Here is an 18,285-nt window from a genome sequence, read left to right as displayed (position 1 = left end):
AATATCTTAAAAAAAATATGCTTGACATATTACCAGAATGCTAAAGGCGAGAGATTTGGGCAGTTCGTGCAGGCCATGAGATTTAGTTTATAAGACAAAAGCTCCTCCTGAAAACCGACTGGTTTTCAGGAGGAGCTTTTTGGTGCAGTCAGCGGACCTGAAGTGATGTGGTGCCGGGAATCCCCGAGCGGTTCGCCGTATTCCAGTCGCCATCGCCTTGCAGGCTCGGTTCCTGGACGGCTATCGCAGGGGTCGTATATTCCATTTCTCAGCAGCTGAGGCCTTGAGAAATGGATACGACTCCCTTACTCAGCCACTGACGTGTCTGCCAGCTCCCCCAGTGGGTTCGCAGCTAGCCAGTCATTTTCGCCTTGTAGGCTCAATTCCTGGGCTGCTATCACATAGGCCTTATTAACCAAACAGCCATTTGCAGAATTTGTGGGCTGTTTGGATGCGGCCGCATAAAGGTTGGAGCTTATAAATGGTCGTGCGGTCAGCAGGGTGTAGGTGTGGACCGGGCCCATCCGCCTTCCTGGCGTCAGGCACCTTCCCGCAGTTGGACTGTTGTTGCTGCGGGAAGGCAGCGGCCGGCGGCCGCAAAGGCTTGGATGAACTTCTATCGGCACCTTATTCTTGGAAAAACTTCTTCCGTCAGCCTATCGGCTGCCACCCCCTTCACGCTTGAAAGGGGCTATAGAGGAAAATGCGCCACTTCCTGAGCGGTTCGCCGTATACCGGTCATCAGCACCCTACGGGTTTGATTCCCGGACGGCTGTCGCATGGCTCGCGTATACCAAACAGCTTTTGGAAAAACTGTAGCCCTGTTTGGACGCGAACGCAACGTTTGCAGGAAGCTTCCATAGCAATTACTGGTCAACTGTTAATCGTTACTGTTGCGCTGCCACTACATTAACTGTCAAAATATCTAAAGCAGCGGACAGTACTACCCCATGCCCTCCCCGCCTAGCAGGAAGAGGAGGGACGGCCAATCCGAGAATCCAAGGGCCGGGGTGGGGAAGGAACATTCTGCGGCGCTGGCGCCGCCATATATTCCATCTTGATTCCTCAACAGCTTGATGCCACCCAAATTTCAGGCTTCAAGCTGTTGTACGTTCTCCATTTCCTCTATTCCTACAAATTATAGTGACTCAATTCTCTCGATTTCACACAAAACCGTTTTCATTTTTCTTCAGCACCTCCTGTAATTGCCTCACCGATCTGTCGATTTCACACAAAACATCCTCTTTTTACTAATCTAGCGGTGATAATCATTCTTTTGCAGTTCTTCTTCTTTTTCTAAGCCCTGCGAAATCGGAAATATTCTTGATTTGACAACACGTGATAAATTGTCCACCAGATGTGATTATTTTTCGTACATATTTTGAGATTTCTTTGTAGTTTTTTAGGTTATTTTGCTGCGTAGGAGGGGGAGGCATAAGCGTTCAAATTGGTTGGTAAACTTGAATATAATGATTTAACACGCCCTGCTAAATTGATCAGTATAAGTATATTTCTTAATTACAAGAAATAAGATGTTTAAATACTTTTTTGCTTTATAATAATGCTATAAATTGGGGAAATTGGCTTCTTCGTCACGAATTGACAGAATAGCAAATACGTTTTTGTGAGGAGGAGTCCAGTGGCCAAAGGAGATGAGGCTGCCCGTGTACAGCTATAAAAGAGTGAGTAAAATACAGTCGGAGATAGCGGCTGGCTGATTTTTGGCCATTGTAATTGTATGAGCAATCGTTGTGTTTCGTAGGGGAAATGCAACAGATTTCGGGGAGGTTTGGGGAATGAAAAAGTATCATCAACAATTGTTGACCACGCTGGTATTGTCCAGCATATTGGGTATGGGACTATATGCACAGCCTGCCTTGGCCGGCAGCACAGAAGTCGTCACTCGTGTTACCGATAAAGAAAATGATATCAGCGGTCAGACAAATATTAGTACCAATGTTTACGGCGGAGATCTAAGCCTAGATGCTGATAGTATAGCAGCTTTGCTGGATAACACCGATGTCAGCGTCAAGAACAACAAGGTTATTGGCGAGAACAGCGCCTTCACAATAAGTAGGAATAAAGGCATCTATGGCGGCTATCTAAAGGCAGAAGGCACGGCAGACGGTTCTCCCACGGTCACCTTTACGGTTAGCGGCAACAGTGTTTCTTTCTCAGACAGTACGTTTACGGGTAAGAATAATTTGGTCGCCGGCGGCTATGGGGAAATTTCTCTGGGTGATGCCGCTTCCGTAGTACTGAGCCCTATAAACGTTACGGACAATGCGGTGAATATTTCCTTTGAAAATGAAAAGCTGGCGGAGGAAACGACCTTTAATGCTGATTTATACGGTGGTTACACGGATTTGGGCAATGCAAACAGCAATGAAGTAACCATTACCGGAGTGAAAGCTGCTGATGGCAGCAATTTGCTGACCCTCGATGCTGATGTATTCGGCGGTAAAAGTGGTGGTGCTGACAGTAGCAGGGTATTTCACGGCGGCAGTGCCGATGACAATACGGTGAATCTCAAAAATGTCACTCTTAACGGGGATGTCCAAGGCGGCTATGTGAAATATGGTCTGGCCGGTATTAGCAGCGCCAGTGGTAACGAAGTTACCATTGAGGCTAGTAAAGTTGCGTCTGATAGTACAACCAGCCTTTACGGCGGCAGTCTGTGGATAGATTCGCGGAATGTAACGACTGCAGCCAACGCTGATGGTACAACGACAGTAAGCTATACAGATAAAAATAGTAAAAATATAACCTATACGCTTCCGGCTGCAGCAAATCTCGGCGCCAACAAGAATGTAATCACCTTAAAGGATCTGGAACATACATTGACAGATGCAGACCTCTACGTCTATGGCGGGGATGCAGAGTATGTTAAGGGTACCTCTTCTCTGCTTACGGCCAATGATAATCAGGTAAACATTTCTTCTACCCTGAATGAGGCGGCAGGCTATAGAGATGTCTACGGCGGCAAGGTGGAAATGGGTAATGCTGATGGCAACAGCGTGACGATTACAGGGCAAAAGCTTGAAGGGGCAGAACCCTCTAATATCATTGTCAGCCAAGTCTTCGGCGGGTATGCCAAAGGCAGCGGAAATATCCTAAGCAATGCCGAAAATAACAAAGTAAGCCTGGAAAATGTCACGCTTCTAAGTCATCGCAACTATAGCTCTGGTGCACCAAGCAATATCGCTGGTGGTTATGTGTACAATGGTTTTGCCGGCCTTAGCGGCGCCAGCAAGAATGAAGTTGCCATTACAGACAGTGTGATTTTGGCCACTAGTTCTGTCTATTCATATAGTGAATTATATGGCGGGTACTTGCAAGTATATGGAGTTCCGAGTGCGGTGACGACTACGGAAAGCACAGACGGTACGACTACGGTTTCCTATGAAATCGACGGCAATACCTACACCCTGCCGGGAGCCCTGAGTGCCGGAGCCAACGAAAATACAATCACTTTAACGAACCTGAAGAAGAACGGCAGCAGGGTTACCGCCGACGTCTACGGGGGATATGCAATACATGGTGATGCAACGGTCTATTCGCCCCTTACGGCCAATAAAAATCGGGTAACGATTTCTTCTACCCTGGATACGGCAACGGAATATGAAGAGGTCTACGGCGGCTATGTGGATGAAGGCAATGCCGATGGCAACAGCGTAAAGATTACTGGGAAGTTACTTGCCATGCCGGATGAAGATGGCAACAGCTTCAATACGATAGTCGGCTCTGTCATTGGCGGGAAGACTAGTAATCCTATCGAATTCTATGGCAATGCGGAACACAACAACGTAACCCTGGAAAACGTGCAGGCTGGATCGGTCTACGGCGGCAATGTCTATGGCCTATCTGGGAATGGCGCCAGCAGCAATACGGTCACTCTGATAGACAGCCTGGTCAGTAAAACGTATAATGTCTATGCTACTGTTGCTGATGGAGCTGTGTATGGCGGCTATTTGGGCCTTCATTTGTATCACCTTGATGACGAAAAACCGACAATACAGGCGGATACAGCAGCCAAGACTGCGACCGTTGACGATAGCTATATCACTGCTGATGCGGAAAAGGCCGGTGCCAATAGTAATATTGTAAATGTCTCGTACAGCCTGGACGCATCAACTGCCTATGAACGGGTAATAGGCGGCTATACAGAAGCCGGATCGGCCAATGCCAACCAGGTCACTGTGAGTGGCAAGCAGCTGACACAAGGTACCAATCTGACCATTGGGGCGGAACCTGACGCTGATGATAGAGATGCAGGTTATTATCCGGCACCCGTTATTTATATAGCAGCAGCCGGCGGTATCGCTGCCTGTGGTACGGCCAATGAAAATACCCTGACCCTGACCAACACAAGCTTACAAAACGACGTCTATGGCGGCCTCGTAGGCAGCACCCAGGGAGGTACTTTCAGTTTCTATGGCGATTATTACATGCCAAACGACTTGTTTACCGCTGATGCGACAGAGGCCAATACGAACCGGGTATTCCTGACCGATGCTTCTTCTACAGGAGTCATCTACGGCGGTTATGTAGTGCCCGATGAAGGTACAGCCATTGCAGAAGCGCAGGCCAATGAAAACACCGTACAGATGGTCCAGACTCTGGACAAAGAAACGTCCTACGGAGACGTTCTGGGCGGTACTGCCCTCTACGGGGAAGCCAATGGCAACAAGGTCATCCTCCAAAGTACGGAAAAGGGCAGCATCACGGCAACAAGCGTCATCGGCGGCGGTACTGGCGGCACCAGCGCGGACAACAATACCGTAGCCCTGACCAATAGTAAGGCAAGCGGCTCTATCATCGGCGGCACAACAGTCCTGCCCGCACAGAAATCGATTTATGATTATGATGAGGATAGTGAGGGTTATGTACATTTTCACATAACAAAAACCTATACAAGTGCACTTTCCTTTACAGCTGCGGCGGAGCAAAGCGCACAGGGAAATACGGTCTCCCTGGCCAAGGTTAATGCCAGTGGCCTGGTGCTGGGCGGTATGGTCATGCAGGGTACGGCAGCAGGCAATACGGTCACCCTGACCAATGGCTCTGCGGCCGCTGACGTCTATGGCGGCATCTCCGGAGTAGGTGCAGCCCAGGGCAATACGGTCACCATCTCCGGCAGCACGGCAGGAAGTGTCTACGGCGGCGCAGCGGGCCTTTTGGGCACGGACGCGGGCAGCCTTCGCAGCACATTGATCAATAGCATGCCGACTGTGGACTATACATCGATTAAAGAGTATGAGTCTTACGATGATGGTTGGAGTTATACGTATCAAGGTACAACCTTAACGGATGTAGCCTATACCCCTACGGTGACAGGTTCTGTGAGCAGCGCCAGCGGCAATACGGTAAACCTGGTTAGCGGCACGGTGGACGCCATCTACGGCGGCTATGCCGTGGATTCCACTATGGATGCGAACGTGGCAGCGCCGACGGTACAATTAAAATACAGCTTCAATGAAGATGATTGGGTCTGGGTAGCCGAGGCTGTCGACTCTTCCGATGCTTCCGATGCTGAGATAAGTGTAATGACAGCGGAAGCTGCAGAACCCACATCGACCACCTACAAGAGCGGCGCTGCCAATGACAATACGGTGAACGTCTACGCTGGCACCGTAAATAATGGGATTACAGGCGGCTATTCCCAGTCCAGCACTGCCAACAACAATACGGTCAATTTCTATGGCGGTACTGTTACGAAAGGCATTATCGGCGGCCAGTCTGAATCTGGCACGGCCAATAACAATACGGTGAACTTCGCCAACGGTACTGCTGCGAGTGGTATCGTCAGCGGCAAGTCTGAAACTGGTACGGCCAATGGCAACACGGTGAACTTCTACAGCGGTACTACCAATGCGAACATCGTAGGCGGTCAGGCAGAATCGGAAGCCAACAACAACACCGTGAACTTCTCCGGCGGTACTGTTGCGAATGGCATTATCGGCGGGCAGTCCGATTCCAGCACGGCCAATGGCAACACGGTGAATTTCTACAGTGGTACTACCAATACGAACATCGTAGGCGGGCAGGCAAAATCTGAAGCCAACAACAATACGGTGAACGTCTTCGGAGGTACTGTTGCGGAAGGCGTTATCGGTGGGCAGTCTGATTCCGGCACTGCCAATGACAACACCATTAATTTCTATGGCGGCACTGTTACGGAGGGTCTCCTTGGCGGACAGTCCACAACCGGCGCAGCCAAGGACAATACGGTGAACCTGTACGCCGCACTCCTGACCAGCGAGGGCAAGCTCTATGGCGGACAGGGCACAGAAAGCACCGGCAACACCTTGAATGTGTATGCCAAGGGCAGCAGCGTAAAGAATCTGGATTACTTCCAGAATATGAATTTCTATGTGCCTGCAGGAACTGGAGCAGGGGAAACCCTTTTGACGGTAACGGGCACGGCCAATGCCAAGGATTCCAATATCCAGGCAGCTGTTGCGAACGCCACGTATTTGGCCGACGGCGAGGTCATCAACGTGTTGGCTGATGCCAATGGGGTGGAAACCAACCAAGGAACCAGCTACAGCATGAAGGAAGGTATGGATACAGCGCTGAACGCCGGCTTCCTGCGGCGGAAGGTGAGTATCTGGAAACAGGATGATAATACGGTGGTCTTGGGCGTTCTGCCAGGGACTCCAGGCGTTCTTGATGCAGATACCAAAGTCCTTTCTGAAGGACAGACCAACGCAGCCAACCTGGTAGCCGGAGGGTCGGAAGTGGCTGTAACGGACGGCTTGTCAGCGGCTATGGAAGCTTGGCAGGGCCAATATGAAATGGATCGTATGCGCGCCTATATCAATCAAGGGGGACTGGAAACCTCATTGATGGTAAAGAAAACGGCCCCCAGCGAATTGCTCAGCCAAGTGCGCACCGATTCTTTGACTGTAAGCCCTGCTGCGGAAACGGCTGCAAAGACGACGCCAACCTCGGCTGCCGAAACGGCCCCAGAGACTATTCCGGCACCGGCAGCAAATGCGGCCTTCCTGGACCAGCAGGATGTGGCTGCTGAGTATGTTCCCTATGTGATGCTGGGTGGTCACAACTTGCGGTACAACACCACTTCTACGGTAGATACCAATGGGTTTAACGGAGAACTGGGCTTTATCAAGCGTACCTTTACGGATGGTTATTCTGACACCATTATGCCCTTTATAGAATATGGCACTGGCAACTTCACCAGCTAGAGCGGCAGTGCCCGGGGTGATGGCAGTCAGCACTATGTAGGGGCAGGCCTTCTGCTGCGCCGGGATTTGAACAACGGGGTGCATTATGAAGGACTGGTGCGGGGCGGCCATCTCAGCGGGGAATACGCTGGACGGATTGCAGGCGTTGGCGCCAGCTACAACACGGCTTCCAACTACTTCGCGGCGCATGCAGGCCTGGGCAAGGTCTACAAGCAGGCTACCAATGATTATGACATCTACGGCAAGTTATTTTATTCCCACCTAGGCAGTGATGACTTCCAGTTGCACAGCGCCTTTGGTGCTGCGGACTACAAACTGGAGGGGGTAAATTCCCACCGGACCCGTCTCGGCTTCCGGTGGACCAAACATTTGGATGAGAAAACCTCAAGTGTTTATGCTGGACTGGGTTGGGATCGTGAGTTTGATGGTGAATCCACTTCCCATTATCAGGACTACAGTTCTCCGGATGCCAGCATGAAAGGCTCCAGCGAGTTCCTGGAACTGGGCTGGAAGAGCAGCGCCACCAAGACGAATCCTTGGGGTGCAGATCTGCGGGTGACCGGCTGGCACGGGGTAAAACAAGGCTTCACCTATAGTGCTACCATCTTTAGAAGAATGTAATCGAAACAAGTAGGCGGACAGGCCCCTGGAATTTTCGGATTCTAGGGGCCTGCTGGTTCTTGCAGGCTTACAAGGCGCATATACAAATGGCGTTAGGCTTGACTTTACGGCGATTCTCCTTTTGCAGCAATGGTTAGTAATTTCACAAATTTCGCAAAATACATAGACAACAATATACAAAGCCGTTATAATATGATTATCAATAATCAGCCGCAAGAAGGAACTATTCTAAATTATCGTGTAAACAGGCTGTACTGTTTTTATGATTTTGTTTCAAGGTGGAAATAGGGAAAACACTGTATAGGGGGAAATTTTATGAAGCCAGCGGAAAGATTTTTACCGGTGATGGTGGCATCCAGCATTATCGGCTTGGGGGCGTACACTCCGCCGGTCTGGGCGGGGGTAACGCTTACAGGTGCGGAGGGGCAGGTCCAGTCGGACACAGGTACGGTGTATGAGGCTTTGGAAGGCAATGGCTATACGGGTTCTGCCAGCGGCAATACGCTGACGGCGGACGGGATTACGGTATCCGGCAATGTGTACGGCGGCCACACGGAAACGGAAAACGGTGCTGCTGACAAAAACACGGTTACCCTGACCAACAGCACGGCTGCTGGGGTATGGGGCGGCAAGGCGGGAACGCTGCAGGAAGCCATGTTTCAGACTGCGGTTACTACCGGCGGCAGTGCCAACAGCAATACCGTCACCTTGGGGCAGGGGGCTGTGGTGCTGCAAAAAGCAATTGGCGGCGAAGCGGCGAAAGGGAGTGCCAATAACAACCGGGTTGTCCTTCAGGGAATGGCCTTTGGACATACGATTTCTACCAGCGCAGGCTCTGCTGAGTCTTCCAGCGATACGATTTATGGTAAGTCAGAGGTGCATCCTGCTTCGGCGAAAATAAACATTGACCTTATGGCCGGGGGCATTTCTTCAAATAGTGATGCGTCCTACAACGTAGTCCAGGCCAGCGACCTGACCCTGCGCAGTACGGCGCTAGTAATTTTTGGCGGCCGAAGTCAAGGCAGTGCCAAAGAAAACCAGGTAACCCTTTCGCTCAACACTCCTAGTGGCGCCAACCTGTACGTATTCGGCGGTTCGGCCGTGAATGGCACAGCAGACAGCAATAGCGTTACCGTAACCGATTCGGGCAGCGGCACTTATGATACAGTTACCGGCGGTATTTCCTTGGCCCACCCGGAGGATCTTAGCGTAATACCGGACGGCGATGATGCCACCTATGGGGCCAATAACAATCAGGTCCAACTAAAAGGGGTTCACGTCGCACCTCAAAATCCCAGTTCTTTTTCTTCCGGGGTCTACGGGGGCTACAGCAGCTATGGCACGGCGAATGGGAACAGCGTTTCCATCCAGGACAGTTCCCTGTCCTCTGTTCTGGGCGCCTATTCTATGATGGGCTGCACCTCGGGCAACCAGGTGGAAGTTTCTTCGTCCGTGGTTAAGGATACCTCGGGCAATACCCAGGACCATACAGCAGGACTGGTTATCGGCGGACTTAGTCAAAATGGCCGGGCAGCGAACGACAACCAGGTCACTTTGACTGCCGGGACCCAGGCCAAATCCGTTTACGGCGGCGTCGGCGTGCTGGGCACGGCCACGGGAAACAGCGTGACGATTACGGACAGTACCGTGGACGTAGAAGTTGTAGGCGGTCAGACCGGTGATACAGTAGGCTGGATTATGTATTCCGCGCAGCCCCAGGATGCCGAAAATAACCAGGTAACGCTCAGCGGTACCAGCAGCGTGGACACGGTGGTGGGCGGGGAAGCTGCAGCGGTGACCACCTACGACGAGGTGCCCCTTAGCGGCAAGGCGGTGGGCAACAAGGTCACCATCACAGGCGGCACCGTAAAGAACAGCGTCCTGGGCGGCCACTCGGCCCTATCCGACGCTACAGGGAATACAGTAACTATTGCTGGCGGCACCCTGGGTACGGAGGCGGCCACTACGGGGGAAGCCGATGACAACGTGATTGCCGGAGGCTTTGCTGAAAACGGCGCGGCCACAGGCAACACGGTAAATATCACCGGCGGCAGCCTGGGAACCCTGCTAAGCCTGTATGGCGGCTACAGTGACAAGGAAAGTACGGGGAACACCCTGAACCTGTATACCAAAGGCAATACGGTAAAGAATGTGCAGTACTTCCAGGCGCTTAATTTCTACGTGCCGGCGGGCACGGCGGCAGGGGACACGCTGCTGGAGGTGACGGGCACGGCGGACGTTCACGGGGCAGCCATTAGTGCGGGGGTGAATGATGCAGTCTCCCTTCAGCCGGGCGAAGTCATCAACCTGCTCCACAAGGGCAATGCGCCGCTTTTAACGGAAGGGGCTTCCTACAGTATGGTGGCAGGCCAGGATTTTGTTACGGATCCGGGCTTTGTGCAGCACAAGGTGCTGATCAAGAAGCAGGACCCCAACACGGTGGTTTTATACATCCCTGCCGGTGATAAAGGCACCCTGAACCCGGACACCAAATTGATTCCCGAGCAGAGGGAGGCGGCCATCAGTCAGCTGGTGAATGCGTCCGACCTGGCGTCCAATCATGGCTACGCCTCGGCAGTGGCGGCCTACGAAGCGGCCTGGCTGGAAGACCATTCGGTAAAGGCCAAATTCACTCCGTATGCGGTAGTGGGAGGCCACGACCTGCGCTACGCTACCGGCTCCTACGTGGACAGCCAGGGGATTAGTACAGAGCTGGGCTTCGTGAAACGGGTTGTTGCAGGGAACCACACGGATACCGTTATGCCCTTTGCGGAATACGGCAACGGGAACTACACAGCCCATTTGGACAGCGGGGCCCGGAGCGATGGGGGCCAGCACTATATAGGCGGGGGGCTGCTGCTGCGCCGGGATCTGTCTAATGGAGCGCACTACGAAGGAATGGTCCGGGCAGGGTATCTGTCCGGGGACTTCCGGGGTCTGTTGGCGGGCCACCAGGCTTCCTATGCTACGGGCTCCAGTTATGTGGCGGCCCACCTGGGCCTGGGGAAGGTGGTCACCCGTGGACGAAATGATTTTGATTACTATGGTAAGCTTTACTGGACCCATTTGGGCAGTGACACCACGAGGATATACAGCGGCCTGGGCGGCGGAACGTACCACCTGGACAGCGTGGATTCCTACCGCAGCCGGCTGGGGCTGCGCTGGACACGGCATCAGGGAGCCCAGGATACCCTCTATGCTGGCCTTGGCTGGGACTATGAATTCGACGGAGAAGCCAGAGCCCAGTACCGGGATTTCAGCACCCCGGCGCCCAGCGTCCAGGGCTCCAGCGGTTTTGTGGAACTGGGGTGGCAGAGCAAGGCCACCAAAGAGAACCCCTGGGGTGCGGATGTGAGAGTCACCGGGTGGAGCGGCGTGCAAAGAGGGTTCACATATGGGGTGACCATTACACGGAGAATGTAAATGTGAAAAAGGTAAAAAAAGCATTCCGCCAGAAGAATGGAACTTTTGGCGGAATGCTTTTTTGTGTGAAATCGGGGGATTGGGTGGGGGCTGACAGGTAGTGCTGAAGAAAATTGACGACGTACTACGCTTTCTACGAAAGCGTAGAGGTGTTTTTCAGAATATATAGCGGCGCCAGCGCCGTAGAATGAGCCTTCACCGCTAAATTGGAGACATGAGAATGTTTTTGCGCAGAATCGGGGATTGGGTGGGGGGCTGACAGGTAGTGCTGAAGAAAATTGACGACGTACTACGCTTTCTACGAAAGCGTAGAGGTGTTTTTCAGAATATATATCCGCTCTGCGGCCGCTTGGGCCGGAACCCCATCCCGGTCACGGTTTGGTACATGGGCGTGACCGACCTTCCCCTTCTCCAGTGCGTGCCGAGCAACGCACTGGTAAGTGGAAGGCAGCGGCCAGAGGCCGCAATATGTGGTGAACTTCTATCGTCGCCGGTCGGCGACACTTCCTGCACGCTTGCAGGAAGCGTTCTAGACCTCTACTAGTCAAGTGATATAGAAAGGTCGTACTAGTATTTACATACCCCGTAATTCCATCTCTATACCCGTTTAGCACATGACTCGTATAGGCCTAAGAATGGCCCCTTCAAGCGTGAAGGGGCAGTCAGTCCGCAGGACTGACTGAGGAAGTTTGGTTTGCCGTCTCCTTACCTGTTCGCTATGCGAACAGGTAAAGGGGAAGGGTGGCATTGCCCACGGCAATGCCGGGATGGGGTTCAAAAGTAGGATGTCTGCACTACACCCGTTGAGAACGTCGACCAAAAATCCGATACATAGTTTTCTACAGCACCGCTAGAACCTGCACAGATTCTAGCGGCCTGTTTGTATATGACAAATTCTTCAGTTTGCCTTATAATGGCTATAGAGATGATTTATATACTAACATGTTATGGATATTCGTTCTTTGTTCTGCTTTCGAAAGGAGTCTTATTATGACAAAATCTGGATTTGCCTTACTGCGGGATCCGTTTCTCAATAAGGGCACTGCTTTTTCTCTGGAAGAACGGGAAAAGGCCGGGATTTCCGGGCTCCTGCCACCGGTAGTGGAAACTATTGACCAGCAGGCAGCACGGGTTTATGCCTATTTTTCTCAAAAGACCAACAATCTGGAAAAGCGAAATTACTTGATGGAGGTGTTCAACACCAATCGGCGGCTGTTTTTCTACGCCTTCACCCAGCATTTGGAAGAATGGATGCCCATTGTCTACGATCCGGTGATTGCTGAAAGCATTGAAACCTATAGCGAAAAGTACGTAACGGCCCAAAAAGCTGCCTTTTTATCCCTGGAGCAGCCGGAGGCTATAGAGGGGATTTTGAAACGGGCAGCCGATAACCGCAAAATCCAGCTGATTGTTTGTACCGATGCGGAGGCCATTTTGGGCATTGGTGACTGGGGCATCAACGGGGTGGATATTTCCGTAGGCAAGCTGATGGTCTATAATGCGGCGGGCATCAATCCAGAATATGTTCTGCCTGTGGTTTTGGACTGCGGAACGGACCGGGAGAGTCTGCTGCAGGATCCCTTATACCTGGGTGCCCGGCACAAACGGGTGCGGGGCGACGCCTATCTGGCCTTTGTGGATGCGTTTGTAGCCGCCGTAGAAAAGCTGTTTCCCGGGGTCTATCTCCACTTTGAGGATTTCGGACGGGAACATGCAGCCAAACTGCTGAACCGGTATCGGAACTCCTACCCGGTCTTTAACGATGACTGCCAAGGGACGGGGATTATTACCCTGTCCGGACTTTTGGGTGCCATGAAGATTACCGGAGAAAAGCTGACGGACCAACGCTACATGTGCTTTGGCGCTGGTACAGCAGGCGCTGGCATCACAGCCCAAATCTGCCAGGAAATGGTTAAGGAAGGGCTCTCGGAAGAAGAAGCCAAAAAGCATTTCTATATGGTAGATAAGCAGGGCCTTCTGTTTGACGATATGGAAGACCTGACGCCGGAACAGCGGCCTTTTGCCAGAAAACGGGACGAATTTGCCGGTCAGGACACTTCAACTCTACAGGGTGCCGTGATAGCTGCCAAGCCCACCATTCTGGTAGGCACGTCCACTACGCCCAAGACCTTTACGAAAGAGATTGTGGAAGCCATGCTGTCCTGGTGTGACCGGCCCATTATTTTCCCCTTGAGCAATCCTACCCAGCTGGCCGAGGCCTCTGCCCAGGATCTGCTGGCTTGGTCTGACGGAAAAGCGCTCATTGGCACAGGGATTCCAGTAGAACCCATTACCTATAAGGGCATTTCCTACCACATTGGCCAAGCCAACAATGCGTTAATCTACCCCGGCCTGGGAATGGGCAGCATTGCCGCCGGTGCGTCCCGGGTATCGGAAGAAATGATTTCTGCTGCGGCTCATGCCCTGACCCAATTTGTGGACGCAGGACAGGAAGGGGCTGCTGTGCTTCCGCCGGTAGCCCATCTGAGAACCTTCACCCAAGCCGTAGCCGAAGCGGTAGCAGACTGCGCCATCAAACAGGGGCTGGCATCCAAAGGCATTTTAGATGCCAAAGAGGCTGTGGCCAAGATTCTTTGGACACCGGAGTACTAAAGAGCACAAAGGGATTGCCCTTTAGATAAACGAAGCAGGAATCGGAGAAGCCTCGGTTCCTGCTTTCTTGTGCAAGCTCCAATTCTTTTTCCGTTCTGCCTTTCTTTCCCGTGACAGGCTCTGGCCAGTGTGCTAAGATAAAACTGTAATGTACCAGTAACGCAGGAAGGTACAAGTTTCCTGCGGCTACGAAGGGGAGGGATAGGGATGTTTTGTACCCATTGTGGGGCAAAGCTGGCTGCAGGGGCGCAGTTTTGCAGTCAGTGCGGAGCACCTGTTAAAGGCGCCGGACCCAAAACAGAAACTGAAACGCTGGCTCTGCCCGCAGACTCTGTATATATGATAGATCCTGCGGCCAGGCCTGCACGCCAGGACCAGGAACTGCCTACAGTGCAGCCCAGCCGAGTAGAAGTGATTGTGGACAGAGGGTGGCTCCATTGTCCCAATTGCCATTCTACAGATATTTATATTGATAAGAAGGGCTACAGCCTGGTGAAGGGGGTAGTGGGGGCGCTGCTCATTGGACCTTTAGGGCTGATTGCAGGAAAGCACCATTCCAACCGGCTGCGGTATACCTGTAGGCACTGCGGCTATCAGTGGCACGATTAGGTTTGCAGGGGCAAGAAGCGCAGCAGCACACCGAATAATTAATTGTTCGATTAATTATTCGATTAATTAATGGAAAGAAGCGAGTGAAATGGATATTACCGTATTAATGGGCAGTCCCAACCAAAATGGTTCCACCCACCTGTTAGTGGAAAGTTTCAAAAGGGGAGCAGAGGAGGCAGGACACCGGGTTCACGTCATTGATGCAGCCCACGCCCAGGTCCATCCCTGCACCGGCTGTCTAGCCTGCGGCTACGAAGGCCCCTGTGTGCAAAAAGATGGTATGCCCCAGTTAAAACAGCAAATTTTAGCTTCCGATATATTGGTTTTGGCCACTCCCCTTTATTATTTTGGCATGACGGCTCAGCTAAAGAGCATTGTTGACCGTTTTTGCTCCTTCAATTCTTCACTCCATTCCGCCCATTTGAAATCGGCCCTCCTAACCGTTGCCTGGAATGATGATTCTTGGACCTTTGAGGCCCTGCGGGTCCACTACCAAACGCTGGTAAAATATTGCGGCTTTGCAGACCAAGGCATGATTTTGGGCACGGGCTGCGGCACGCCCTTTATGACCAAGCATAGCCATTTTATACAAGATGCCTACCAACTGGGAAAACGTCTATAGGATTCAACTAAATAACCTAGCTAAATTGCGTAATCAGCCTGGGAAAACGTCTATAGGATTCAACTAAATAACCTAGCTAAATTGCGTAATCAGCTGACCGGTTTTCACCTGACCGGTTTTCACCTGTTCGCCATTCTACAGTCTCATTTTGGAAAATTGCTTCCAAAATGGGGCTGAAATCATTTTAGATGCAAAATGGCCTATATAAAAGTATATGCACCCCCTTAAAAAAACGCCTCAGAAACGAAATTTGGCGGTCATAGCATATATAGCAGTATTATGACGGAAAAGCAGGAATTATGCTACCATATGTAGTGATTATCAGGACGAAATAGAACTACAGCTTTGAAAAGGCAATCTTTCGCCCAAATAAGGGAGCAATACTGCCAGCAGTAGGATAAAAACCAATAAGGTAAAATAGCAAATGTGAAAAGATAAATTTAAAACCAAGCGCAACTCCATAAAAAAGAGGGATATTCTGTAGGACAGTACTGTTAAAGGAATAGATTTAAAGCAGCGCAAAAGCCCAGTGGCAGCATCGGCTACACATACTCACGGGGGCCAAACGAAAAAGTAGGAAACGTAAAAGGTAAAAACTACAAAAAGCTGCGTCATAGAAAAGCAACGCAAAGGTCCTGCATATATCTATACGTATATAATTATGGTATAGATAATAAAGCCCGAAGCTAAAAAGGAAAATACCGTTAAATGGACCTGAAAGCAATAGGTTTGTAGGACCAGAAAGCACTTTGCCGAAAAAATAAAGCCTGCAAACACTGGCAGCGCCTGGGCTGGCGCCAATAGTATGACTTTTTAACGGTTGGCAAGCCAGGAACTTACCCTTTGTTAAATTTTTTCCACACTATTTAACATAATATATATTATAGGACGTAAAATTTTTCTTGATTTTTTTCAGAAATTTACAACTCCCTTACAAATCCGGTTCGCAAGCATTTTTAAATGATGTTCGCCATACTGCCGCTGCTGGTTTTCACGTTGGACAATCGGCTTTTACCGTGCCATAAACTTCCTTTTTATTGCCTGTGTCTTTGCCTTGCCTCCGAACTTTGAGACATCATATTATAGGCGCCTGAGTCTCTGCATTTCGTCAAAGCTGTGATTTATCCAACGGACCTTCAGTGGTTTGGTGTGACTTCAACTGTTTATCTGGATGCCAGTCTGCTGCTTTAGCCATTTTTGCTGTTCTGCAGCTTGCACCCAGTGTTTTCGGGTGCTCTGCTAGGATACCAGTTTACTTTTTTTGAGTTCTCAGCGTACACCTTACTTTTTTCCTTTTCCCGGCTGATTTTTCATGCGTTAAATGGCTTTAGAATCGTTTTTTCCAATTCTGCGTGAGTAAGTTGAGTAAGTTATTGTACTTTCACTTAAATCTCGTCAAATCGCAAATTTGGACGTTTCAAACCATTTCAGCCCTACCACAATATATCGATAATATATCGATTGTGCTTGTTTCCACTTTTCCTGTTCGTTTTGTGCAAAATTGAGGCTTTATTGCGCTTTTTGCAAACATTTGTTTGATTTTTTGGGATAAGCTTGGTATACTAAGGCTAGTAGCAACCTATATTCGATAATAATATCCCAAAAGCGGATTTTGGGGGTAAAGGAGATCTGTCTATGAACAATGCAGCCAATTCCGAATCTAAGCTTACTTCCTTAACTGATCGACAGACCAAGATTCTTACGTATATCAACACCTACACCTTTTCCAACGGCTATCCCCCTTCGGTAAGGGAAATTGGTCAGGCAGTAGGTCTTTCTTCCAGCGCTTCTGTGCATAATAACCTGAAAAAGCTGGCAGATGCCGGCTATCTGAAATGGGACCCTGAAAAGCCCCGTACTTATATGCCCCAGGACTTGGGCTGGCGGAAAAAGGATATGGTACCCGTGCCATTGGTAGGCGCTGTCCACGCCGGTGATCCCATTCTGGCAGTAGAAGATATTGAGGATACCTACCCCATCCCCATGGACCTGATTGGCTGCCGGGACGATGTGTTCATGATGGTTGTCGAAGGCGACAGCATGAAGAATGCCGGTATTTATGACCACGACTACGTGTTTGTCCGCAAGCAGGATTACGCCAGCAACGGCGACATTGTGGTAGCTCTGATTAATGACGAAGAAACCACCATCAAACGGTATTTCCGGGACCTAAAGCAGATTCGCCTCCAGCCGGAAAATGATGCCTATTCTCCCATTATTGGTACGGACAACATCCGGATTACCGGGAAAGTCATTGGGGTATTTAGATCTCTGTAAAGCACAATTGCATTAAAAAAGACGTTTCTGAAGAAATCCAGAGACGTCTTTTTTTGCTGAAATTTTCGCCAAGGCACCGGCAGTATTTGCAGGCGGTTCCGGTCAAAGGCTGCATAGCGCTGGGGCAAGGCCAAGATGCCTTCAGCTGCCGGGCCGCTTTCCTGTCTCCAGTGGCCATTCCTCAGGGAATATGCCCCCTACAGTTTCTCTCCAGATTTTAGCAGTCTGGGGTGCAGCTGTTTGACTGCCTGAACCAGCTTCTGGAAAGCACCCCGCAGATGGGGCGGCGTCCACTCCGGAGAAAAGCAGAGAAATACGTAATCATATAGACTGGAAATATGATAATCCGTGGTATTGGGATAAGGGAAAGGCCCGTACAGGGACGCCATTTCACTGTCCAGCCGCCGGATCCAGGTTACGTGGGTATTCTCCGGATCCCGGTGCAGCTGCAGGTGATGCACCCAGTTGGCGCAGTCCACCTTGCTGCCGGCCGATACGTAATTGTCATGATGAAAGTCGATATGGGTCAATTCCAGGGTTTCAGCTCGGGGAATCTGCTTCAGCAGCTCTACAATCTCCCCATGGCTGTCGGCCACGTAGGCCTTGCCCCGGTGGATAGCGTGGAGCACGTGGCAATGGTAGGCATAAGGCAGGTGCCGCAGCCCCAAACGCCGCAGCTGCGGGTATTCCTGGTAGCTTTGCTGCCATTCCGCTTTCAGTTCCTGAGGCGGGATATTATCTCCACCGGGAGGAAATTCCTCATCCCGGACTTCCAGTGTAGTATCCAGGTAATAGTCAAAGTCTATACTCAGCACCCGCCAGACCTTTTTCGCCGTGCTGCTGGGCACTTCCCCTTCCGTTGCCATACCATTCCATCTCCTAACAAAATAAAAAAGCCCGGCAGGGAATTTA

Annotated in this window: 7 protein-coding genes and 1 pseudogene; 7 read left to right on the top strand and 1 reads right to left on the bottom strand. The window is 50.9% G+C overall.

The genetic code is table 11. The features are described from left to right. Window positions 1-1,796: 1,796 nt before the first annotated feature. The 7 genes and pseudogenes from DW089_RS06240 (at window position 1,797) to lexA (ending at window position 17,373) form a co-directional block, all read left to right on the top strand. Entirely contained in the window at window positions 1,797-7,208 is a 5,412-nt protein-coding gene (locus DW089_RS06240) for a hypothetical protein (RefSeq protein ID WP_118286958.1), read from the top strand. Between the two features lie 18 nt (window positions 7,209-7,226). After that, a pseudogene (locus DW089_RS06235) lies at window positions 7,227-7,829 on the top strand (autotransporter domain-containing protein); the annotation flags it as partial. A gap of 315 nt (window positions 7,830-8,144) precedes the next feature. After that, complete coding sequence (locus DW089_RS06230) at window positions 8,145-11,252, top strand: hypothetical protein (protein WP_118286956.1); 3,108 nt, start codon at window positions 8,145-8,147, stop codon at window positions 11,250-11,252. 942 nt (window positions 11,253-12,194) lie between these two features. Then, a complete protein-coding gene (locus tag DW089_RS06225; RefSeq protein WP_255419943.1) occupies window positions 12,195-13,865 on the top strand; it encodes a malolactic enzyme in 1,671 nt (556 codons plus the stop codon). A gap of 207 nt (window positions 13,866-14,072) precedes the next feature. After that, the gene (locus DW089_RS06220; protein WP_118286954.1) at window positions 14,073-14,474 is read left to right on the top strand and encodes a zinc-ribbon domain-containing protein; all 402 of its coding nucleotides are present in this window, start codon (window positions 14,073-14,075) and stop codon (window positions 14,472-14,474) included. 88 nt (window positions 14,475-14,562) lie between these two features. Beyond that, on the top strand, window positions 14,563-15,096 hold the full coding sequence (locus DW089_RS06215) for a flavodoxin family protein (RefSeq protein ID WP_118286953.1): 534 nt from the start codon (window positions 14,563-14,565) through the stop codon (window positions 15,094-15,096). A 1,635-nt stretch (window positions 15,097-16,731) separates the two neighbouring features. Further along, window positions 16,732-17,373: a transcriptional repressor LexA gene (gene lexA, locus DW089_RS06210; protein WP_105325485.1), complete on the top strand. Its 642-nt coding sequence runs from the start codon at window positions 16,732-16,734 to the stop codon at window positions 17,371-17,373. A gap of 197 nt (window positions 17,374-17,570) precedes the next feature. On the opposite strand, the gene DW089_RS06205 is transcribed toward lexA, so the two are convergent. Then, on the bottom strand, window positions 17,571-18,239 hold the full coding sequence (locus tag DW089_RS06205) for a hypothetical protein (RefSeq protein ID WP_118286952.1): 669 nt from the start codon (window positions 18,237-18,239) through the stop codon (window positions 17,571-17,573). Window positions 18,240-18,285: the final 46 nt, after the last annotated feature.

The sequence above is a fragment of the Acidaminococcus sp. AM05-11 genome, assembly GCF_003472805.1.
Lineage (GTDB): Bacteria > Bacillota > Negativicutes > Acidaminococcales > Acidaminococcaceae > Acidaminococcus > Acidaminococcus hominis.
Note: the sequence above shows the minus strand (reverse complement) of the source record. Positions and strands in the feature narration are given on the sequence as shown.